15 protein-coding genes and 5 pseudogenes are annotated in these 22434 nt (G+C 56.8%); 11 read left to right on the top strand and 9 right to left on the bottom strand.

The window, feature by feature from the left end; genetic code table 11:
- The first annotated feature begins 63 nt into the window (after nt 1-63).
- Genes BLT55_RS25800 through BLT55_RS25815 form a run of 4 tightly spaced genes read left to right on the top strand, consistent with a single transcriptional unit; the run spans nt 64 to nt 3506 of the window.
- Nucleotides 64-777: an ABC transporter permease gene (locus tag BLT55_RS25800; RefSeq protein ID WP_003379713.1), complete on the top strand. Its 714-nt coding sequence runs from the start codon at nt 64-66 to the stop codon at nt 775-777.
- Between the two features lie 14 nt (nt 778-791).
- Complete coding sequence (locus BLT55_RS25805) at nt 792-1685, top strand: glycine betaine ABC transporter substrate-binding protein (protein ID WP_055000807.1); 894 nt, start codon at nt 792-794, stop codon at nt 1683-1685.
- Between the two features lie 13 nt (nt 1686-1698).
- Nucleotides 1699-2352, top strand: a complete 654-nt coding sequence (locus BLT55_RS25810) for an ABC transporter permease (protein WP_005745339.1) — start codon at nt 1699-1701, stop codon at nt 2350-2352.
- A complete protein-coding gene (locus BLT55_RS25815) occupies nt 2349-3506 on the top strand; it encodes an osmoprotectant ABC transporter ATP-binding protein OsmV (RefSeq protein WP_055000808.1) in 1158 nt (385 codons plus the stop codon). Before BLT55_RS25810 ends, BLT55_RS25815 begins: the two co-directional genes overlap by 4 nt.
- 53 nt (nt 3507-3559) lie before the next feature.
- Here the strand turns inward: BLT55_RS25815 and BLT55_RS25820 are convergent.
- The 3 genes and pseudogenes from BLT55_RS25820 to BLT55_RS32750 all read right to left on the bottom strand — a co-directional run.
- Nucleotides 3560-4204: pseudogene (locus tag BLT55_RS25820) on the bottom strand (M60 family metallopeptidase); the annotation flags it as partial.
- Between the two features lie 104 nt (nt 4205-4308).
- Nucleotides 4309-6132, bottom strand: a pseudogene (locus BLT55_RS25825) (M60 family metallopeptidase); the annotation flags it as partial.
- Between the two features lie 213 nt (nt 6133-6345).
- The gene (locus BLT55_RS32750; protein ID WP_139206446.1) at nt 6346-6621 is read right to left on the bottom strand and encodes a hypothetical protein; all 276 of its coding nucleotides are present in this window, start codon (nt 6619-6621) and stop codon (nt 6346-6348) included.
- On the opposite strand from BLT55_RS32750, the gene BLT55_RS25830 reads away from it, so the two are divergent.
- Entirely contained in the window at nt 6611-7774 is a 1164-nt protein-coding gene (locus BLT55_RS25830; protein WP_007253270.1) for a type III PLP-dependent enzyme, read from the top strand. The genes BLT55_RS32750 and BLT55_RS25830 overlap by 11 nt on opposite strands.
- A 213-nt stretch (nt 7775-7987) precedes the next feature.
- Here the strand turns inward: BLT55_RS25830 and BLT55_RS25835 are convergent, their stop codons facing one another.
- Nucleotides 7988-9091: an IS5-like element ISPsy19 family transposase gene (locus tag BLT55_RS25835; RefSeq protein WP_004663854.1), complete on the bottom strand. Its 1104-nt coding sequence runs from the start codon at nt 9089-9091 to the stop codon at nt 7988-7990.
- Between the two features lie 160 nt (nt 9092-9251).
- Between BLT55_RS25835 and BLT55_RS25840 the strand changes: the two are divergent.
- From BLT55_RS25840 to BLT55_RS25850, 4 genes and pseudogenes are all read left to right on the top strand, one after another.
- Nucleotides 9252-10232: pseudogene (locus BLT55_RS25840) on the top strand (alpha-xenorhabdolysin family binary toxin subunit A); the annotation flags it as partial.
- A gap of 138 nt (nt 10233-10370) precedes the next feature.
- Nucleotides 10371-10475: pseudogene (locus BLT55_RS32765) on the top strand (alpha-xenorhabdolysin family binary toxin subunit B); the annotation flags it as partial.
- A 159-nt stretch (nt 10476-10634) separates the two neighbouring features.
- Nucleotides 10635-11738 (top strand): IS5-like element ISPsy19 family transposase, encoded by a 1104-nt coding sequence (locus BLT55_RS25845; protein ID WP_074801114.1) that lies wholly within the window; start codon nt 10635-10637, stop codon nt 11736-11738.
- A gap of 209 nt (nt 11739-11947) precedes the next feature.
- Complete coding sequence (locus BLT55_RS25850; RefSeq protein ID WP_007247761.1) at nt 11948-12925, top strand: IS5 family transposase; 978 nt, start codon at nt 11948-11950, stop codon at nt 12923-12925.
- 165 nt (nt 12926-13090) lie between these two features.
- Here the strand turns inward: BLT55_RS25850 and BLT55_RS25855 are convergent, their stop codons facing one another.
- On the bottom strand, nt 13091-14194 hold the full coding sequence (locus BLT55_RS25855) for an IS5-like element ISPsy19 family transposase (RefSeq protein ID WP_004663854.1): 1104 nt from the start codon (nt 14192-14194) through the stop codon (nt 13091-13093).
- Nucleotides 14195-14249: 55 nt separating this feature from the next.
- On the opposite strand from BLT55_RS25855, the pseudogene BLT55_RS25860 reads away from it, so the two are divergent.
- Together BLT55_RS25860 and BLT55_RS25865 are read left to right on the top strand one after the other, a co-directional pair.
- Nucleotides 14250-15167 (top strand): annotated as a pseudogene (locus BLT55_RS25860) (alpha-xenorhabdolysin family binary toxin subunit B); the annotation flags it as partial.
- 149 nt (nt 15168-15316) lie between these two features.
- Nucleotides 15317-17842, top strand: coding sequence for a PepSY domain-containing protein (locus tag BLT55_RS25865; RefSeq protein WP_055001545.1), 2526 nt, complete (start codon nt 15317-15319; stop codon nt 17840-17842).
- Nucleotides 17843-18507: 665 nt separating this feature from the next.
- Here BLT55_RS25865 and BLT55_RS25870 read toward each other — a convergent pair.
- Genes BLT55_RS25870 through BLT55_RS25885 form a run of 4 tightly spaced genes read right to left on the bottom strand, consistent with a single transcriptional unit; the run spans nt 18508 to nt 22393 of the window.
- Nucleotides 18508-19482, bottom strand: coding sequence for a peptide ABC transporter ATP-binding protein (locus BLT55_RS25870; protein WP_055001527.1), 975 nt, complete (start codon nt 19480-19482; stop codon nt 18508-18510).
- Nucleotides 19482-20450, bottom strand: a complete 969-nt coding sequence (locus BLT55_RS25875; RefSeq protein ID WP_055001528.1) for an ABC transporter ATP-binding protein — start codon at nt 20448-20450, stop codon at nt 19482-19484. The genes BLT55_RS25870 and BLT55_RS25875 overlap by 1 nt, the downstream gene beginning before the upstream one ends.
- A gap of 10 nt (nt 20451-20460) precedes the next feature.
- A complete protein-coding gene (locus BLT55_RS25880) occupies nt 20461-21372 on the bottom strand; it encodes an ABC transporter permease subunit (RefSeq protein WP_055001529.1) in 912 nt (303 codons plus the stop codon).
- Nucleotides 21373-21382: 10 nt separating this feature from the next.
- Nucleotides 21383-22393 carry an ABC transporter permease subunit gene (locus BLT55_RS25885; protein ID WP_055001530.1) on the bottom strand — a complete coding sequence of 337 codons (1011 nt, stop codon included), beginning with the start codon at nt 22391-22393 and terminating at the stop codon, nt 21383-21385.
- Nucleotides 22394-22434: the final 41 nt, after the last annotated feature.

Here is a 22434-nt window from a genome sequence, read left to right on the forward strand (position 1 = left end):
TTGCGGCGCCTTTTCCGGGCGTTCAAGTCAACGCGTTCGCCGACTGAAATAAGGAGTCCGCCTGTGGCTAATCGCTATGGCAAGGGGCTATTGGGAGGTGCGGTTGTGATCGCACTCCTGGCCCTGCTGATCCACTGGATCGGCATCAGTACTATCAAGCAATACCAGGATGACCTGCTGTTCTATCTTCAGGCTCACCTGATTCTGGTTCTGGTTTCAATGTTGGCGGCCCTGGTGGTCGGTATCCCCGCAGGCATCGCCCTCAGCCGACCAAGCATGGTGGGTCGCGCCGAACGCTTCATGCAGATATTCAACATTGGTAACACCGTTCCGCCTCTCGCCGTTCTGGCCATTGCCCTCGGGATTCTCGGGATCGGCAGCGGTCCGGCCATCTTCGCGCTGTTTCTCGCCTCGCTGTTGCCCATTGTGCGTAACACCTATGAGGGCCTGAAAAACGTTCAGGGCTCACTCAAGGAAGCCGCTGTCGGTATCGGCATGACCCCGCGTCAGGTGCTGTGGCGTGTCGAATTGCCCAACGCCGTGCCCATTATCATCGGTGGTGTGCGCGTTGCGCTGGCGATCAACGTCGGTACTGCTCCGCTTGCCTTTCTCATCGGTGCGAACAGCCTCGGCAGCCTGATTTTCCCGGGCATCGCCTTGAACAACCAGCCGCAACTGGTGCTGGGTGCAGCGTGTACCGCGCTGCTGGCGCTGCTGCTTGACGGGCTGGTGACACTGGCCAGTCGTCTCTGGCTGGAACGCGGGCTGGCTCGCTGAGCGAAGGAATTATCATGAAAAGAATATGCTTGTTTTTAGGCTTTGCCTTGCTGTTTCCGGCATTTGCCCAAGCCGCGGAAAAGCCGCTGTTACGCATCGGCGCACGCGTCTTCACCGAGCAGACCATGCTCGCTGAGCTGACTGCGCAATACCTGCGTACCAAGAACTACGATGTGCAAATCACCGGCGGTCTGGGCAGCAACCTGGCGCGCAGCGCGCAGGAAAGCGGCCAGCTCGATCTGCTGTGGGAATACACCGGCGTTTCATTGGTGGCCTACAACCACATCGATGAAAAGCTCGACAGCGCACAGACCTACGCGCGGGTAAAGGAAGTCGACGCAAAGAAGGGCCTGGTCTGGCTTTCCCCGTCGAAGTTCAACAACACCTACGCGCTGGCACTGCCGCAGAAGATTGCTGACAAGTACCCGCAGGTCAACACCATGACCGACCTGACCAAAGTACTGAAAGATGAAGCGAAAGAGGGTCATGTCGTAGCGCTGGACACCGAATTCGCCAATCGTTCCGACGGCCTGATCGGCATGGTCAAGCACTACGACATGAATCTCGGTCGGGAGAACACTCGGCAGATGGACGCCGGGCTGGTCTACACCGCGCTGCGTAATGGCCAGGTTTTCGCCGGTCTGGTGTACACCACTGACGGTCGTTTGAACGCGTTCAAGCTCAAGGTGCTGGAAGACGACAAACACTACTTCCCGGACTACACCGCTGCGCCGGTGATCCGTCAGGAGTATCTGGATAAACATCCGGACATCGCCACGCTGCTCAAGCCGCTGGCTGACCTGCTGGACAACCAGACCATGATCGACCTCAACGCTCGCGTCGATGTCGGCCATGAAAGCCCATCCACGGTTGCCGCAGATTTCCTGCGCCAGCATCCCTTGAACTAAGGAAGGAGACGATATGAGTTTCTTGAGCGCCTTCTCCCATCTGGACTGGGCCCAGGTCCTGCAACTGACCTGGCAGCACATCACCCTGGTCGGCATTGCTGTGACCCTGGCCATTCTCGTCGGCGTGCCGCTGGGCGTACTGATGACCCGCTTTCCGGCACTGGCCGGCCCGCTGCAAGCCAGCGCCACCGTGCTGCTGACCGTGCCGTCGATTGCCTTGTTCGGCCTGTTGCTGCCGTTCTACTCCAAGTTCGGTCAGGGCCTTGGCCCGATGCCGGCGATCACCGCAGTGTTTCTCTATTCGCTGCTGCCGATCATGCGTAATACCTATCTGGCCCTGACCGGCGTCGAGCCGGGTATTCGCGAAGCCGCCAAAGGCATCGGCATGACCTTCGGTCAGCGCCTGCGCATGGTTGAACTGCCTATCGCGGTGCCCGTGATCCTCGCCGGTGTGCGCACCGCCGTGGTGATGAACATCGGTGTCATGACCATCGCCGCGACCATCGGTGCCGGTGGTCTGGGTGTACTTATTCTTGCTTCCATCAGCCGCAGCGATATGTCGATGCTGATCGTCGGCGCGGTACTGGTCAGCATTCTGGCCATCATCGCCGACCTGCTTCTGCAATGGCTGCAACGCACGCTGACTCCAAAAGGATTACTGAAATGATCGAACTCCAGAACCTCTCCAAGACTTTCCAGAGCAACGGCAAAGAAGTGAAGGCTGTCGATTCGGTCAGCCTCACGGTCAACGAAGGCGAAATCTGCGTCTTCCTCGGCCCGTCAGGCTGCGGCAAGAGCACCACGCTGAAAATGATCAACCGTCTGATCATGCCGACCTCCGGCAAAGTACTGATTAACGGCGAAGACACCACTGACCTGGATGAAGTGACCCTGCGTCGCAACATCGGCTACGTGATCCAGCAGATCGGTCTGTTCCCGAACATGACCATCGAAGAGAACATCGTGGTCGTGCCCAAGTTGCTGGGCTGGGACAAGCAACGTTGCCACGATCGTGCTCGTGAACTGATGAGCATGATCAAGCTTGAGCCCAAGCAGTACCTGCACCGCTACCCGCGTGAATTGTCCGGCGGTCAGCAACAGCGTATCGGCGTGATCCGCGCGCTGGCGGCCGATGCGCCGTTGCTGCTGATGGACGAGCCGTTCGGCGCAGTTGACCCGATTAACCGCGAGATGATCCAGAACGAGTTCTTCGAGATGCAACGGGCGCTGAACAAGACCGTGATCATGGTCAGCCACGACATCGACGAAGCCATCAAACTGGGCGACAAAATTGCTATCTTCCGTGGCGGCAAACTGCTGCAGATCGATCACCCGGACACCTTGCTCGCGCATCCGGCTGACGACTTTGTCAGCAGCTTCGTCGGTCAGGACAGCACGCTCAAGCGCCTGCTGCTGGTCAAGGCCGAAGACGCCGCCGACAATGCACCGTCGGTCAGCCCGGAAACCCCGGTCGCCGATGCGCTGGAGGTGATGGACGAAAACGACCGTCGCTACATCGTCGTGACCGACAGCGAGAACAAGGCAATGGGCTACGTGCGTCGTCGTGACTTGCACCGTCAGCAAGGCACGTGCGCGCAGTTCTTGCGCGAGTTCAACGCCACAGCGGCCTACGACGAGCATTTGCGCATCCTGTTGTCGCGCATGTACGAGTTCAACCGCGCCTGGCTGCCAGTGCTGGACGCGGAGAACGTGTTCCTGGGCGAAGTGACGCAAGAGTCGATTGCGGCTTACCTGAGCTCGGGCCGTTCGCGCGGGATGAAGACCAGTATTGTTTCGCCTGCGGATCAGGTCGCTTCCTGACTGTGGCATTACCGCCGGTCATCGTGACGGGCGGTAATTATTGCGATAACGAGTTACTCAACGTCGCAGTGAGTGATGTCATTGTCTTGTGATGCCGACGCAGTTAGTGTGTCGGCGGCATGGCTTTCGTAAAGCGTTGTAGTCATCCCTTGATATTCGATGATCACCTTACAGTGATCGTCGCCATCAAACTTTTTGCTGCTGGTCCAGACTCGGTTAGACACGCTTGAATAGTAGGCTTTGCCTTGAGTAATCTCGGAAGCGTAGAGGCCGTTAACATGAAGTTTGTAGTCATGTTCTTTGAACGTATCTCCCTCGAAATACACATCCAGGGTGTCGGTTCGCCTGACGACCTTCGAAACCGTTTTTTTCAATAACAAGCCTTGGGCTTTATTCAAGTACGAACGGTAGGCCGCTCGGTTAGTCGGGTTGATAAGAGGGTTACCGTTTACCGTCAGGTGAAGCGCATCGATGGCGGCCAGATCAACATGGGCCGATAACAGCGTCATCGTGTAGTCAGTAAAAAGTTCGCGGATAGGCAAGGCCAGTTTCGCCTGCTCAACGGTTCCGGAAAACAGCGTGTACGTATGACCTGTGCTTCGAGTAGCCGTAATGGAGACTTCTTGATGGCCGATACTGCCTAAACGCGTCCAGGTGTTCTGGTTCAAGTCGGAACCAACCGGAAAGCCTTTTTCTAGGGAAGGTCTGAAAAAGCCTTTTCTTCAAAAGTCGAAGCCAGTAAATACAGGCGCTCCAGCCCGGTTCCTCTCCAAAAAAATGGGCTTTTTCAGAGGATACCTAGCGTGGCGTAAGGAGGGTTGCCGTACTGTATGGTGTAGTCATGACTTTTGAATGCCTCATCTTCGAAGGTGACCTGTATCAGGCCCGCACCGACGACCACATACCTGATTGTTCTTTGCAGCAGCAAAAGCTGTGCGCGATGTAGCAGGCGGCTGTGTAGCTCATCGGTCCGGTCTTTGTCCAGGTTGTCGAACAGTACTTCTAGCCGGAGTTGCGTGATGCCTGGCCTGAGCTCGGTGCAACGTTCATCGGTGAACAGCGCTTTGATATTGAACAGCAGTATGGGACGTGATGCCGTGCTGGATAACGTGAACTGCCCCCCACCGACATGCACATTGACGGCGGCATTATCTTCAGCTGTCAGCGCGGTGTTGGTCTCAACGAACGCTATGCCTTCTTCGATGTAAGCTGTGCAATTGACACACACACCGTTATCAACCGATGCAACGACAATGCCCTCGAGGGTCATTTCGTAGCGGTAAGGTTTATACCAGTCCTCGGCGACAGTAAATTTTATGCGGTCCTGGAATGTGGCGTTCAGACTGGATCGGATATGCGCAAGTTCTGGAATGTAGGAGGATACTGGAAGGTGAATCGGGAACGTCGTTGTTGCATCGGTTTCCCAGATGGGGTGCGCAAGCGCAGGCAAATCTGCAATTTGCCTGAGCGTTTCCGGGGTTGGATACAGTCCCCAGCGGTCAAAGAACTCCGCGAGGTTGACCTGGCTCAGCAGGGAAGTTTCGACAATGAATCGTTGCGCCTTATCATCATCTGCAGTCGACGGGTTTTGCATGAGTCGATAGCGCTGGTGCAATTGCGGGTAGAAAGAACTACCGAAGGTCAGGCGCAGTTGCCAGAGCATGACGAGCTTGTGCCCTGCGTCCTTGATGGTGTTGTAATCTCTCAGGTTACTGGCCAGGTACTCTTTCATGGGGGGGTAACTGGAGTCGGCGCCTGTAGCACGGCCAAGGAAAAACTCTTGGGCGGCCATCGAGTAGATATTGACCGTGACCTCTGTCATTCCGGTGCCGGTGCCCCATGTCATAGGGCTGAGTTGTCGTTGATGGCCGCTTTCGTGCCAAGGGCCCCAACCATCTTCAGGGGCGGTCGACAGTAAAAGCGACAGCGCAGCCGATCCGTTAAACCCCATATGACCGTTTGTAGCAAACATGTAAAGCTGGTCCGCTTCCACGTAGAAATGTTTACTGGGATCAAGCGCCCATTCCATCATGCCGTAGTTGATAACGCCTGAAATACCATCCTGCGCGCTAATGGCATCATCGAAATTGCCCATCAGCTTTACGGGATCGGTCAGGTAGAGCTGTGCGCTTTGATAGCGCACCACGACAATAGCCCTCGGGCTGGTAAGCAGCACGACAGGCGCTTCGCTGTAGTGCGCCATTTGCTGTTCCCATTCCAGATTGGTCATATCTATTCTGAAAAACGGCACATGGTTGTACTGTCCTGTTATGTCCAGAACCACGTGACCAAGCGGGTCCAGATTGGTAAAGCCCAGCAGGCCTGTGTTGGTAGCGACAAGAACGTTCAGGCCACTTTTCAGCGGGTAGGAGGTGGGGGTATCCAGTTCCGGCACCCCGATCACTGCAGACACCAGATTCATGTACAGACTGGTTGCTGTTATTTCCAGCCGATCGCCTTTCGTTACATAAATGTTAGTCGGCTGAAAGTCGGTGTGTGTCCTGGCTCGGGCGTGACGTTGGCGATGACTTTCGGCAGATCCGAAGCCGAAGGCTTGCCACCGGGTTTGGGTTTGAACTGCACTGGGCGCAACGGAACTCGCGGCGTGAGGGTGTCGGTCATCCATGATCGTTACCTGGAAAGGTGGTCTGAGCTGATTATTGAGCGCGCAACCCGTGTATCTGTCTACTGACAGAACTGACAGAACTGACAGGCTGATTGGCTTTGCGTGCCGGTGAATAAGGTGATGCCCAGCGTGCTGCGAAAAGGCATTGGCGGCGGAGGTGGGGAACATCTGCCTGTCATGCAGGTCGGTTAAACAGGTCCTTGGCGAGGCAACTCAAGCGCCTTGTGCAAAAACGCGACATTTTTTGTTGATCTCCGGCCCCTCAGGTCCTAAAGTTCGCGCCGAACGTCCATGCTGGAAACGATCCATCCGGCTCAAGTACTGACGACGAGACAGCAAGGCCAGGAAGGCAGCCCCTTCAGGGCCTTTTTGCTTTCGGCGACATGCCTTGGGAAGTAGGCGAACCAAAGTGGGGATACGGAGGGCGTTCATTTGCACCCATTGACCAATACCGTTTGCCATCAGGAGTTCCAGCAGTATGTCGATCAATGTCGAAGACTACTATTCAGCCGAAACCTTCAAAAAAATGAAGGCGTTCGCTGACAAGCAAGAAACGCCGTTCGTGGTCATTGATACCGCCATCATCAGCAAGGCCTATGACGACCTGCGTGCGGGCTTCGATTTCGCCAAGGTTTACTACGCCGTCAAAGCCAACCCGGCCGTTGAAGTCATCAATCTGCTCAAGGACAAAGGTTCGAGCTTCGACATCGCCTCGATCTACGAGCTGGACAAGGTCCTGAGCTGCGGCGTTGGCCCGGAGCGCATGAGCTACGGCAACACCATCAAGAAATCCAAGGACATCCGCTACTTCTACGAGAAGGGCGTACGTCTGTTTGCAACCGACTCCGAAGCTGACCTGCGCAACATCGCCAAGGCAGCACCGGGCTCGAAAGTCTACGTGCGTATCCTGACCGAAGGCTCGACCACCGCTGACTGGCCACTGTCGCGTAAATTCGGCTGCCAGACCGACATGGCCATGGATCTGCTGATTCTTGCTCGCGACCTGGGTCTGGTGCCGTACGGCATTTCGTTTCATGTCGGCTCGCAGCAGCGCGACATCAGCGTCTGGGACGCGGCCATTGCCAAGGTCAAAGTGATCTTCGAACGCCTTAAAGAAGAAGACGGTATTGTTCTCAAGCTGATCAACATGGGTGGTGGCTTCCCGGCCAACTACATCACCCGCACCAACAGCCTGGAAACCTACGCCGAGGAAATCATCCGCTTCCTGAAGGAAGACTTCGGCGATGACCTGCCGGAAATCATTCTGGAGCCAGGCCGTTCGCTGATTTCCAACGCCGGTATTCTGGTCAGCGAGGTGGTGCTGGTCGCGCGCAAGTCGCGTACTGCGGTCGAGCGTTGGGTCTACACCGACGTGGGCAAATTCTCCGGCCTGATCGAAACCATGGACGAAGCCATCAAGTTTCCGATCTGGACCGAAAAGAAGGGCGAGATGGAAGAAGTGGTCATCGCAGGCCCTACCTGCGACAGCGCCGACATCATGTACGAAAACTACAAGTACGGCCTGCCACTCAACCTGGCCATCGGTGATCGCATGTACTGGTTGTCGACCGGGGCCTATACCACCAGCTACAGCGCAGTGGAATTCAACGGCTTCCCGCCGCTGAAATCGTTCTACCTGTAAATTTCCGGCCTCAGAAAAAAACCCATGAAAATGGGTTTTTTTTGCTCGCAAAAAAATAAATATATAAACCTCTTCAGGCGTTGAAGTGCGTTAGGGAGACGCTGATTTATTCTAAAACCCAGCTGTTGCCCCCAGATAAATCAAGGCCTCCAGAGCGTTGCAGGGACGAAAAATCGAATAAATCAGCGCCTCCCTAAGAGGGTGTAGACAAAATCATGTAGTGAGTCGGCGCGCGAGTATTCGAGCCTCGGCCAACCAAACCCATGCCTCGCTTACCGCAAAAAGGCGATCATGATGCATGATCAGTCGCCGAGCTCTCTCATTCCAGGCATGAGTTCGCTCCACTACCCATCGCTTGGGCATGACCACAAATCCAGTCTGAACAGGCTCCACGGAAAATAGATCGCCTTGTTCAGAGTGCCATTGCCCTGTTCTTCTGTTATTCGGGCCACGGATCACTTGAACATCGATAGCGTGCAGTTGATGGGTGCGCTGTGCCCATTTTCCTGCGTACGCACTATCAACAAAAAGCGTGCTCAGTGACGGATATTTTTCCTTCGAGTACGCCACCGCATCATCCGCCGCGTCACGATCCTGCACGCTTGCAGCACTGATACTGACAGCCAGCAGCAGGCCCAATGTATCGACAATCAGACTTCGTTTACGCCCCTTCACTTTTTTGCCTGCGTCGTAGCCGCTGTCACCGCCTTGAGGAGAACTGCGGGTCGACTGTGAATCCAGGATCGCTGCTGACGGGCTGTCAGCGCGTTCTTCCCGCTCACGCCATTGAGCTCGCAAGCGATCATGCATTTGCTCGAACTTGCCTTGAGCGCTCCACCGGCGGAACGTTTTGTAGACATTGTCCCAATGAGGAAAATCGCGGGGTAGCATTCGCCATGAGCACCCCGTGCGTACGACATAGCAACAGGCTTCCAGCAACGTGCGCCGAGAGTGAAGCGGTGGCACTCCTCGTCCGCCCTGGCTTTCAAACAGGTCGGCGACCAGTGCCCACTCGGTATCTGTCAAGCAACTCGGATATAGCTGCTCCGGCAGTTGGCGGCGGTGGGTTTCATTGTAGCCATAGGCTTTATTAGGTTCAGGTGACTGAAAACTTCCCTTGGCCCGCTGCTTTACACGCGTAATCCCTGCCATTTTCAACGCTTTTGCAAAGGTGTCGGGATGCGCAGTGATACCGGTTTCGGCGAAGAATACGAGCGCCAATTCGGCCTGGCTGGAATAGGGCTGTGCATGAGCGAGTTTCACCAGCACGGGATAGTGCTCGGCGGCAATCGAGCGAGGACGTCCGGTTTTAGGCATGGCTTGAGGGCTATTCAGACAAGGGAGTGAAAGTTTAATTTATTTTGTCTACACCCTCTAAGGAGACGCTGATTTATTCTAAAACCCAGCTGTTGCCCCCAGATAAATCAAGGCCTCCAGAGCGTTGCAGGGACGAAAAATCGAATAAATCAGCGGCTCCCTAACAGGGGGCATTGACAACGCTATTCCCGGTCTGGGGCCGGACGCCATTGCTGAGCTGCATGTTGGCATTCAGGCCCATGCCAGAAGTTGGTCGGCGATTGAGACCAATATGCAGAAAGTCGGCGGCGATCTTTATGTGTTCTCAGGCAATCTGATCACCATCGCCACTAATGTCGTGGATTTCATCAAGGGGCTGGAATCCTATCAGACCCTGCAAGTAGGGGATCTGACCCCGGCGCAGATTGATCAAATGCCTCCTGCCGCGTTGACGGGCCAGGACAGCAAGAAAATACCTAGTTTACTGGCCCTGGTGGATGATCTCAAGATCCATATCAAGGACCACAGCGCAAGCACCACCCGCACCAGGGTCGGGGTGACTGATTTCAAACGTCGCCTCAAGGAAGAGATAGCCCCCGGCGTGGCGCTGAAGATAAGGCTGGCCCGCTCGGGCAGCGCAAGTGACGAAATCGCCAAGCTCACAGCCGATGTTGATCAGCTTAACAATCGCATCAATCAGAAACTTGCTGAATATGAAGAATACTCGGAATACAAGTGGATCGGTTTCTGGTGGGGGCCCATCGGCGGGGCCCTGTCCTACTCTATTTATGGTCTTAAAGCCTCGGCAGCGCTCAGTGAAAAAGATCGCCTGATTGAAGAGAAACGTCAGGTCGAGCTGACGTTGAAAAAACAAAACAGGTTGTTGGGCGATTTGCTGGCGTTCGAAACCAGCCTTCAGGATTTGAAAACCAGAATCGATGGCGCTGCCAGTGGCGTCAGCAACATTGAAAGTTTGTGGGTGTTATTGGAGGAATTGGTCGAGTCCTCTTACGACCGCATCAAGAACACCAATAATGCTGTGTACCTCGTCAGTTTTGTCTCTCGTTTTCAAACCCTGATGAGCAACTGGAAAGAGATTCAAGTTCAGTCCTTCGATCTGCTGACTGCGTTCAATAAAACTCTTGAAGAGCCCGCTGTTTAAGCATCGAACCACTTATACCTAAGGAGGCGCTGATTTATTCGATTTTTCGTCCCTGCAACGCTCTGGAGGCCTTGATTTATCTGGGGGCAACAGCTGGGTTTTAGAATAAATCAGCGTCTCCCTAATGAGAATTCCGTTATGAACGTTCATGTACTTGATACGCCTTTTCAACTGCCAAAACTCGATATGGAAATTATCGTTGGCAGTCGTGAAAAGCTGAAACATCAGGCCGATGCGCTAGGTATCCTCTGAAAAAGCCCATTTTTTTGGAGAGGAACCGGGCTGGAGCGCCTGTATTTACTGGCTTCGACTTTTGAAGAAAAGGCTTTTTCAGACCTTCCCTAGAGGGTGTAGACAAAATAAATTAAACTTTCACTCCCTTGTCTGAATAGCCCTCAAGCCATGCCTAAAACCGGACGTCCTCGCTCGATTGCCGCCGAGCACTATCCCGTGCTGGTGAAACTCGCTCATGCACAGCCCTATTCCAGCCAGGCCGAATTGGCGCTCGTATTCTTCGCCGAAACCGGTATCACTGCGCATCCCGACACCTTTGCAAAAGCGTTGAAAATGGCAGGGATTACGCGTGTAAAGCAGCGGGCCAAGGGAAGTTTTCAGTCACCTGAACCTAATAAAGCCTATGGCTACAATGAAACCCACCGCCGCCAACTGCCGGAGCAGCTATATCCGAGTTGCTTGACAGATACCGAGTGGGCACTGGTCGCCGACCTGTTTGAAAGCCAGGGCGGACGAGGAGTGCCACCGCTTCACTCTCGGCGCACGTTGCTGGAAGCCTGTTGCTATGTCGTACGCACGGGGTGCTCATGGCGAATGCTACCCCGCGATTTTCCTCATTGGGACAATGTCTACAAAACGTTCCGCCGGTGGAGCGCTCAAGGCAAGTTCGAGCAAATGCATGATCGCTTGCGAGCTCAATGGCGTGAGCGGGAAGAACGCGCTGACAGCCCGTCAGCAGCGATCCTGGATTCACAGTCGACCCGCAGTTCTCCTCAAGGCGGTGACAGCGGCTACGACGCAGGCAAAAAAGTGAAGGGGCGTAAACGAAGTCTGATTGTCGATACATTGGGCCTGCTGCTGGCTGTCAGTATCAGTGCTGCAAGCGTGCAGGATCGTGACGCGGCGGATGATGCGGTGGCGTACTCGAAGGAAAAATATCCGTCACTGAGCACGCTTTTTGTTGATAGTGCGTACGCAGGAAAATGGGCACAGCGCACCCATCAACTGCACGCTATCGATGTTCAAGTGATCCGTGGCCCGAATAACAGAAGAACAGGGCAATGGCACTCTGAACAAGGCGATCTATTTTCCGTGGAGCCTGTTCAGACTGGATTTGTGGTCATGCCCAAGCGATGGGTAGTGGAGCGAACTCATGCCTGTAATGAGAGAGCTCGGCGACTGATCATGCATCATGATCGCCTTTTTGCGGTAAGCGAGGCATGGGTTTGGTTGGCCGAGGCTCGAATACTCGCGCGCCGACTCACTACATGATTTTGTCTACACCCTCCTAGGGAGGCGCTGATTTATTCGATTTTTCGTCCCTGCAACGCTCTGGAGGCCTTGATTTATCTGGGGGCAACAGCTGGGTTTTAGAATAAATCAGCGTCTCCCTAGGGAGGCGCTGCAAAAATAGCCAACTGTCCCCACCCTTGGCACACTAAGTTCCTTCAACAGCCTCCCTCTCCGTGAGCGTTACGCGCGTGCAGAAGACCTTCTCCGAACTCGAATATACCGGCAAGAAAAAGCAGACTCGCCGAGATCGCTTCCTGGCTGACCTTGAACAGTTGGTGCCCTGGGCCCTGCTGGAGGCGCAAGTGGCGCCGTTTTATAGCAACACCGCAGGCAAGCGCGGACGCCCTGCGATAGGGGTGTCGCGCATGTTGCGCATGTACGTCGTGCAGCAGTGTTTCGGTTTCTCCGATGAAGGTTGCGAAGATGCCGTCTACGACAGCCAGGCCATCCGCGGTTTTATGGGTATCGACCTGGGTCGCGAGTCTGCACCGGATGCCACCACCTTGCTGCGTTTTCGCCGCTTGCTGGAAGTCCATCAGCTAACCCGGCTGCTGTTTGAAACGATTAACCAGCATCTGGCCAGCCGGGGGCTGCTGCTCAAGGAAGGCACTATCGTCGACGCTACTCTGATCGCCGCGCCGCCCTCGGTCAAGAACCGAGAAGGCAAGCGTGATCCTGAGATGCATCAGGCCAGGAAAGGCAATCAATGGCACTTTGGGATGAAGGCCCACATTGGTGTAGACGCCACGTCGGGGCTGGTGCACAGCGTAGTAGGGACGGCCGCTAACGTGGCGGATGTCACCCAGGTTGGCCAGTTGCTTCACGGTGACGAAACCTATGTTTCGGGTGACGCTGGATACACCGGTGCGGCCAAGCGACCGGAGCATGCTGAACGGGACGTTATCTGGTCGATTGCAGAACGGCCAAGCAGTTACAAGCAGCACGGCGAAGGCAGCGTGCTGTATCGGGTCAAGCGCAAAATTGAATATGCCAAGGCGCAACTGCGTGCCAAGGTCGAGCACCCCTTCCAGGTAATCAAGGTGCGCTTCAATCATCGCAAGGTTCGCTACCGTGGGCTGGAAAAGAATACAGCGCAGTTGTTCAGTTTGTTTGGGTTGGCCAATCTGATGCTGGCCAAGCGGTATTTACAACAGACGGCAGGATAAATCCGTCTGAAAGGCGGGACTGGCCCGCCTTTCAGCAAAATGAGGGCAGAAATCTGCTCGAGAAACGTAAAATAAGGCCGGCAGGTTGAAAAAAACCGGCTTGGAAATGGGGACGGTGCGAACGGGTTAATTGTTCAGCGTCTCCCTAGGAGGGTGTAGACAAAATCATGTAGTGAGTCGGCGCGCGAGTATTCGAGCCTCGGCCAACCAAACCCATGCCTCGCTTACCGCAAAAAGGCGATCATGATGCATGATCAGTCGCCGAGCTCTCTCATTCCAGGCATGAGTTCGCTCCACTACCCATCGCTTGGGCATGACCACAAATCCAGTCTGAACAGGCTCCACGGAAAATAGATCGCCTTGTTCAGAGTGCCATTGCCCTGTTCTTCTGTTATTCGGGCCACGGATCACTTGAACATCGATAGCGTGCAGTTGATGGGTGCGCTGTGCCCATTTTCCTGCGTACGCACTATCAACAAAAAGCGTGCTCAGTGACGGATATTTTTCCTTCGAGTACGCCACCGCATCATCCGCCGCGTCACGATCCTGCACGCTTGCAGCACTGATACTGACAGCCAGCAGCAGGCCCAATGTATCGACAATCAGACTTCGTTTACGCCCCTTCACTTTTTTGCCTGCGTCGTAGCCGCTGTCACCGCCTTGAGGAGAACTGCGGGTCGACTGTGAATCCAGGATCGCTGCTGACGGGCTGTCAGCGCGTTCTTCCCGCTCACGCCATTGAGCTCGCAAGCGATCATGCATTTGCTCGAACTTGCCTTGAGCGCTCCACCGGCGGAACGTTTTGTAGACATTGTCCCAATGAGGAAAATCGCGGGGTAGCATTCGCCATGAGCACCCCGTGCGTACGACATAGCAACAGGCTTCCAGCAACGTGCGCCGAGAGTGAAGCGGTGGCACTCCTCGTCCGCCCTGGCTTTCAAACAGGTCGGCGACCAGTGCCCACTCGGTATCTGTCAAGCAACTCGGATATAGCTGCTCCGGCAGTTGGCGGCGGTGGGTTTCATTGTAGCCATAGGCTTTATTAGGTTCAGGTGACTGAAAACTTCCCTTGGCCCGCTGCTTTACACGCGTAATCCCTGCCATTTTCAACGCTTTTGCAAAGGTGTCGGGATGCGCAGTGATACCGGTTTCGGCGAAGAATACGAGCGCCAATTCGGCCTGGCTGGAATAGGGCTGTGCATGAGCGAGTTTCACCAGCACGGGATAGTGCTCGGCGGCAATCGAGCGAGGACGTCCGGTTTTAGGCATGGCTTGAGGGCTATTCAGACAAGGGAGTGAAAGTTTAATTTATTTTGTCTACACCCTCCTAGGTGACATTTATTTACCCGTGATGAAGGAAACGCTGCGCAGCCTGGTGAACGAAATAGGTAATGTCGATAAAGAGGCACTGGATACGCTGACGCTGGTTCCGCATTTTTTCAATGACGATGAGATGCTGCCTTTTGTTGAAGCGATTGCAAAGCTCAGGGGCGAGCCCGACGAGGCGAAAAGTGAAAGCGCCATTTTAGAATTCAATGAAGAGCTCAGTATTCTTCTGGACGCACGCACTGCCTCTCTGGCCAGCCAGGCTAAAGCGCTCGATAAAGCGCTGATCAATTTGAACGCCGTGCAGGTCAATGCAGTGGATCATCTGACGCCCGCGCTTGACCAGGAGATCAGCACGCTGCAGGCCAGGCTGGCGATTGAAAAAGCGCGTCAGGAAGAAGTGTTGGCGAAGGAAAAAGTGGTCAATGCATTGATTGCCGATGTAGAGAGTCTCAGCTTTTTCGACAAGCTGAAGCCTTTGATCGCTTCGCTGGAAACGCTGGCGGACATCGATCCCAAAAATCCGTTGATCGGGTCCATCAAGGCGGGTATCGCCGGCGTGTCCAATATTCTGGATCTGCTGGACGGTGCCGTTGATTATGATCACCTGATGACCCTGCGCGTTACATTGCAGGCGCAGTTGCTCGTTCTGCAGGACGCGGTAGGTGAGGCTCGCGCGGCACTTGACGTCGAATTGAGCAAGCGCGATCAGCTTTCTGGCCTTGCATCGATTCAGGTCTGCAAGAATGACTACGTTCGAGAGATCGGCAAACTGCATACGGCGCTGACTCAGGTCCTGGCCAATTGCCGACTGCCCGCCTCCGAAGGGCTCGAGGAGCGCGTTGAACATTTCAGTCGCCAGGCAAATGCACTGAATACCTATCTGGTAGATATAAGAGGCAGCTGGCGCAGCTGATAATTTGCCATTGCCCCGCTTGTCAAAGTAGGCGGGGTTTCCGGCGTGTGGCAAAAAGTACGTTACAGATAGACGCGTTACAGATAGACACGATATGGCCGTCAGTGCATTAATTGCGCCGCGCAATATGAGTGAGAGTAGCGAGCGTGTTGAAGAAAGTCCTGTTTCAACTGCACTGGTTCTTCGGGATCACGGCAGGTCTGGTGCTGGCCTTGATGGGCATCACGGGAGCCTTGTATTCGTTCGAGGACGAGATTCTCGACGCGCTCAATCCTGACACTTTGCTTGTCGAAGAGCGCGCTGCTGCATTGCCTCCCCTTGAGCTTGTCCACAAGTTGGAGGCCGCAACCGGGCTCACCGTGGCTATCTTGCGTGTCGAGACCCTTGGCAATCGCGCCGCTCAGGTGTATTTCACGCCGGAACCGGGCGAAAGGCGCGGCCCCAAACGCAATTTCGATCCTTACACCGGCGAGCTGAAAGGCGATGCGGTGGGTGAGGGAGTTTTCGATTTTATTCTGCAATTGCATCGTTATCTGGCTGCAGGTGAGGTGGGCAAGCAGGTCACGGCAGCCTGCACGCTGATTCTGCTGTTCTTCTGCCTGTCCGGGCTCTATCTGCGCTGGCCTCGCAAGGCCTTGAACTGGCGTGTCTGGCTGACGCTGGACTGGGCAAAGAAGGGCCGCAGTTTCAACTGGGATCTGCATTCGGTTTTTGGTACGTGGTGCCTGGTGTTCTACCTGTTGTTTGCCCTCACTGGCCTGAACTGGTCTTACGACTGGGTGAGCAACGGTCTGAACAAACTGCTGGGCGACTCGCCGCTGGAGCAGCGCAAAGTCACTGTCGCTATTGCCGGCAACAAAGCACCGCTGGTCGTCGACTATGCGGCCATCTGGGACAGTATTCAGAAAACCGCAGGGCCCGGACTGCGCTCTTATAACCTGCGCTTGCCTGCTGCAGGTGACCAGCCCGCTACGGTGTTTTACCTGCTCAAGGACTCACCACATTCGCGCGCGCTGAACAGCATTACCCTTGACCCCGCAAGCGGGCAGGTCAGTTCGGTGTCACGGTATGCCGAGCGCAGCTTCGGTGCGCAACTGCTGGCCAGCAACTATGCACTGCACGTTGGCAGCTACTTCGGAATCGTTGGCCGAATCGTCATGACTGTTGCGTCGTTGATGATGCCGCTGTTTTTCATTACCGGCTGGCTGTTGTATCTGGATCGCCGCCGCAAACAGCGCGAGATCAAGAGCGCACGCTTTGCTGTACCGGAAGACCTTTCCACTGATGCGTCGTCCTGGCTGATCGGTTTCGCCAGCCAAAGCGGTTTTGCCGAGCAGTTGGCGTGGCAGACCGCGAGCCAGTTGCAGCTTGCCGGCGTGTCTGCGCACGTGCAGCGGTTGGGTGAGCTGACCGTGCAGGATCTGCTTCAAAGCCGCAACGCGCTGTTTATCGTCAGCACCTTCGGTGATGGTGAGGCGCCGGACAGCGCTCGCGGTTTCGAACGCAAGTTGCTGGGTAGTCCATTGGCGCTGGAGATGCTCAATTACGTCGTACTGGCGCTGGGAGACCGGCAGTATGCGCATTTCTGCGGCTTCGCTCATCGTCTGCATGACTGGCTGGCGCAGTGCGGCGCGCGCACGCTGTTTGCTCCGGTTGAAGTGGACAGAGTCGATCCCGCCGCCTTGCAGCACTGGCAGCAGCAACTCGGGCAACTGACCGGCGCTGTACCGCAATCGAGCCACTGGCTGACTCCGGTTTTCGAGAACTGGACCCTGGCGGGTCGCGAGCACTTGAATCCAGGCAGCAGCGGCTCGAAGGTGTATCTGCTGGACCTGATTGCGCCAGCATCCGCCCGTTGGCAGGCGGGAGATCTGGTCGAGGTGATGCCCCGAAACTCAGCGGCTGTCATCGAGCTGTTTCTTGACGGGCTGGGTATTGATCCATTGACTCAGGTGCAGGTCGGCGGGTTGCAGGAGACGCTTGCTCAGGCGCTCGCCAGCCGCCAGTTGCCGCACAACCGTGTGCACCTTGTCGGGCTGCATGCGCAAGCGCTGGTCGATGCATTGGCTCCGGTGTCTGCTCGTGAGTACTCAATTGCGTCGATCCCCGAGGATGGCCGCCTGCAACTTATCGTGCGTCAGGAAATTCATCCTGACGGCGGTCTGGGGCTGTGTTCTGGCTGGCTGACCGAGCATGCGGCGCTCGACGCTGCTGTCAGCCTGCGCTTGCGTCGTAACAGCAGTTTTCACCTGCCTGCCGAGCAGGTCCCGTTGATTTTGCTGGGCAACGGCACTGGACTTGCCGGGCTACGCAGCTTACTCAAGGCACGGATCGATCAAGGGCAAGGGCGCAACTGGTTGCTGTTCGGTGAACGCAACCGAGCGCACGACTTTCATTGCCGTGCGGAGCTTGAGAGCTGGCTTGAGGCAGGCCATCTGACCCGACTGGACCTAGCGTTCTCGCGTGATCAGGCGGAGAAAATCTACGTGCAGGACCGCTTGCGCGAGGCTGAGGATGAATTGCGCGCGTGGCTGAGCGACGGCGCAGCGATCTATATCTGCGGCAGCCTGTTGGGTATGGCGGCGGGGGTGGATCAGGTGTTGAACGAGGTCTTGGGCACGGAGGTGGTCAGCGAACTGATCGAGCAGGGGCGGTATCGGCGGGATGTGTATTGACTCGCGAAGATCGGACGCTCTGCGTCCGGTCTTGACTTCGGAATGCGTCGTTTGAACGACCGTCTTCGCGGACAAGTCCGCTCCCACTGGAGCGAGAGGAACGATAACGTCAACTATCGTGCGACGCTCCGCGTCGGCATGCCGTTCTGGACGCTCTGCGTCCGGTCTTGACTTCGGAATGCGTCGTTTGAACGACCGTCTTCGCGGACAAGTCCGCTCCCACTGGAGCGGGAGGAACGACCACCTCAACTATCGTGCGAAGCTCCGCGTCGGCATGCCGTTTCGGACGCTCTGCGTCCGGTCTTGACTTCGGAATGCGTCGTTTGAACGACCGTCTTCGCGGACAAGTCCGCTCCCACTGGAGCGAGAGGAACGACAATCTCAACTATCGTGCGACGCTCCGCGTCGGCATGCCGTTCCGGACGCTCTGCGTCCGGTCTTGACTTCGGAATGCGTCGTTTGAACGACCGTCTTCGCGGACAAGTCCGCTCCCACTGGAGCGAGAGGAACGACAATCTCAACTATCGTGCGACGCTCCGCGTCGGCATGCCGTTCCGGACGCTCTGCGTCCGGTCTTGACTTCGGAATGCGTCGTTTGAGCGACCGTCTTCGCGGACAAGTCCGCTCCCACTGGAGCGGGAGAAACGATAATCTCAACTCTACGCCTACGCCGCCACAAACTGCTCCGCGTAGTGGCAAGCCACTTGGCGATTATCCACCAGCCTCAGTTCCGGTACGTCGGTTGCGCAGCGCTCGGTCGCGTAGGGGCAGCGCTTGTGGAAGGCGCAGCCGGTTGGCGGGTTGAGCGGGTTGGGCAACTCGCCGACGATCTTGATCTTCGGCTTGAGCGGGTCCGGGTGAATGGTCGGGGTCGCTGACAGCAGCGCCTGCGTATACGGGTGCAGCGGGCGGTTGTAAATCTCGTCTTTGGGACCCATTTCCGCCGGGCGGCCCAGATACATCACCAATACCGTATCGGCGACATGACGCACCACCGACAGGTTGTGGGAGATGAACACATAAGCTGTGTTGAATTCCTTCTGCAGGTCCATGAACAGGTTCAGCACCTGAGCCTGAATCGACACGTCCAGCGCCGAAGTCGGTTCATCCGCCACCAGCACTTTAGGTTGCAGCATCATCGCCCGTGCCAGGGCGATACGCTGACGCTGACCACCGGAAAACATGTGCGGGTAGCGCTGATAGTGCTCGGGGCGCAAGCCGACCTGGGCCATCATCGCCTGCACTTTTTCACGACGTTCCGCTGCTGACAGCCTGGTATTGATCAGCAATGGCTCGCCGAGCTGATCACCGACTTTCTGACGCGGGTTGAGCGAGGCGTAAGGGCTCTGGAAAACCATCTGCACGTCTTTGCGCAACTGCTTGTGCTCGGACTTGCTGGCTCCTGTCACTTCCTGGCCGGCGATTTTCAGCGAGCCGGAGGACGGCTCTTCGATCAGCGTCAGGGCGCGGGCAAGGGTCGATTTTCCACAGCCGGATTCGCCGACCACGGCCAGGGTCTTGCCGGCTTCCAGTTCGAAAGACACGCCGTTAAGCGCGCGCACCAGCGCCGAGCCTTTGAACAGGCCGCGCGAGACTTCGTAGTGACGGGTAAGGTCGCGGGCGGTAAGTACGACGCTCATTACGCCACCTCCTGATTCAAGGGATAGAAGCAACGCGCCAGGCTATGCGCCTTGGGAGCCAGGTCCGGACGCTGGGTCCGGCAGTTGTCACGCACGTACGGGCAGCGCGGCGACAGCAGGCAGCCCTGCGGACGGTCATAGCGGCCCGGCACCATGCCAGGCAGCGTGGCGAGGCGTTCGGCGCCCATGCTGTGCTCGGGAATGGCGGCTAGCAGGGCTTCGCTGTACGGGTGGGCAGGCACGTCGAACAGACCGGGCACCTGACCCACTTCGACTGCCTGACCGGCGTACATCACGCAGACGCGCTGCGCTGTTTCGGCGACTACGGCCAGGTCGTGAGTGATCAGCACCAGCGCCATGTCCTGCTCTTTCTGCAGGCTCAGCAACAGGTCCATGATCTGCGCCTGAATGGTCACGTCCAGTGCGGTGGTCGGCTCGTCGGCGATCAACAGCTTTGGCTCGCCAGCGATGGCCATGGCAATCGCCACACGTTGGCTCATGCCGCCCGACAGTTGGTGCGGGTAGGCATTCAGGCGCGCAGCGGCGCCCGGGATTTCGACTTTTTCCAGCAGCTCCAGCGCCCGCTGATGTGCAGCCTTGCCGGACATGTTCAGGTGCTGACGCAGCACCTCCTCGATCTGGAAACCCACGGTGTAGCTCGGGTTCAGAGCGGTCATCGGGTCCTGGAACACCATCGCCAGGTCTTTGCCGATGATGCGGCGACGCTGCCGGGAGTTGAGCTTGAGCAGATCATTGCCGTCGAAATTGAGTGCGTCGGCGTTGATGATGCCAGGGGAATCGATCAGCCCCATCAGCGCCATCATGGTCACTGACTTGCCGGAACCCGATTCACCCACGATAGCCAGTACTTCACCTCTGTCTACGCTCAGGGACAGGCCGTCCACAACAGGTACGGCCGTGGCGTCGCCGAAGCGGACGTTGAGATTCTTGATTTCAAGAAGTGACATGCGAATCTCCTCAGGCGGCGTTCTTGAGTTTCGGGTCCAGCGCATCGCGCAGACCGTCGCCCATCAGGTTGATTGCCAGCACGCTGAGCAAAATGGTCAGACCGGGCAGGCTCACGACCCACCAGGCACGTTCGATATAGTCGCGAGCCGAGGCGAGCATGGTGCCCCACTCAGGCGTCGGCGGTTGTACGCCAAGACCCAGGAAGCCCAATGCTGCGGCGTCGAGAATCGCCGACGAGAAGCTCAGGGTTGCCTGAACGATCAACGGCGCCATGCAGTTCGGTAGCACGGTGATGAACATCAGGCGCGGCAGGGTTGCACCGGCCAGACGTGCAGCGGTCACGTAGTCGCGGTTCAGTTCGCCCATTACCGCAGCACGGGTCAGGCGGACATAAGACGGCAGCGACACAATGGCGATGGCGATCACTGTGTTGATCAGGCCAGGGCCGAGAATTGCCACGATGGCGACCGCCAGCAGCAACGAGGGCAGGGCCAGCATGATGTCCATCAGGCGCATGACCGAAGGGCCGAGTATGCGCGGGAAGAAGCCCGCCAGCAGCCCGAGAAAAATGCCGGGGATCAAGGACATGACCACCGAGGCCAGACCGATCAGCAGCGACAGGCGCGAACCCTGAATCAGGCGCGACAGCAGATCGCGCCCCAGTTCGTCGGTGCCGAGGATGAACTGCCATTGACCGCCTTCGAGCCATACCGGAGGCGTCAGCAGGAAATCGCGGTATTGCTCGCTCGGGTCATGCGGTGCAATCCAAGGGGCGAACAGGGCGCAGAACACAATCAGAATCATGAACAGCAGGCCGGCAACCGCGCCTTTGTTTTTCGAGAACGCTTGCCAGAATTCTTTGTACGGGGATGGGTAAAGCAGGCTTTGATCGACTGCTACCGCAGGAGTAGGGGTGCTCATATCGATAATCTCAGCGCTGATGACGGATGCGTGGGTTGGCAAAGCCGTAGAGGATATCCACCACGAAATTGACCAGGATCACCAGACAGGCGATCAGCAGAATGCCGTTTTGTACGACCGGGTAGTCCCGCGCGCCAATGGCTTCGATCAGCCACTTGCCAATGCCGGGCCAGGAGAAGATCGTTTCGGTCAGAACCGCACCGGCCAGCAGCGTACCGATCTGCAGACCGAACACGGTCAGCACCGGAATCAACGCGTTACGCAGGCCGTGAACGAATACCACACGTGCCGGCGAAAGGCCTTTGGCCCGAGCCGTACGCACGTAGTCTTCACGCAGCACTTCAAGCATCGAGGAGCGGGTCATCCGGGCGATCACCGCCAAAGGGATGGTGCCCAGCACGATGGCCGGCAGAATCAGGTGATGCAGGGCATCGAGAAACGCGCCTTGCTCGTCGCTGAGCAGCGTGTCGATCAGCATGAAGCCCGTTACTGGCGGAATGTCGTACAGCAGGTCGATCCGCCCGGACACCGGGGTCCAGCCCAGGGTCACCGAGAAAAACATGATGAGGATCAGGCCCCACCAGAAAATCGGCATGGAGTAACCGGCCAGGGAAATGCCCATGACCCCATGGTCGAACAGGGACCCTCGCTTGCGGGCGGCGATCACGCCAGCCAGCAGGCCGAGGATGCCCGCGAAAATCAGTGCTGCCAGCGACAACTCGAGGGTTGCCGGGAACAGCGAGGTGAACTCGCTCCAGACACTGGTGCGCGTACGCAGCGATTCACCGAGGTCGCCTTGGGCGAGCTTGCCGATGTAGTCGATGTACTGGGCATAGAGTGGCTTGTTCAGACCCAGACGTTCCATGGCCTGAGCGTGCATTTCCGGATCGACCCGGCGCTCACCCATCATGACTTCGACCGGGTCGCCCGGAATCAGACGAATCAGGGCGAAGGTCAATAAGGTGATGCCGAAGAAAGTGGGTATCAGCAACCCCACTCGGCGGGCGATAAAACTAAACATCTTGGTGTGTACCTCATCAGCCGGTTAGGCGTGCTCCGGCG

It is taken from the genome of Pseudomonas cannabina (genome assembly GCF_900100365.1).
Taxonomy (GTDB): domain Bacteria; phylum Pseudomonadota; class Gammaproteobacteria; order Pseudomonadales; family Pseudomonadaceae; genus Aquipseudomonas; species Aquipseudomonas cannabina.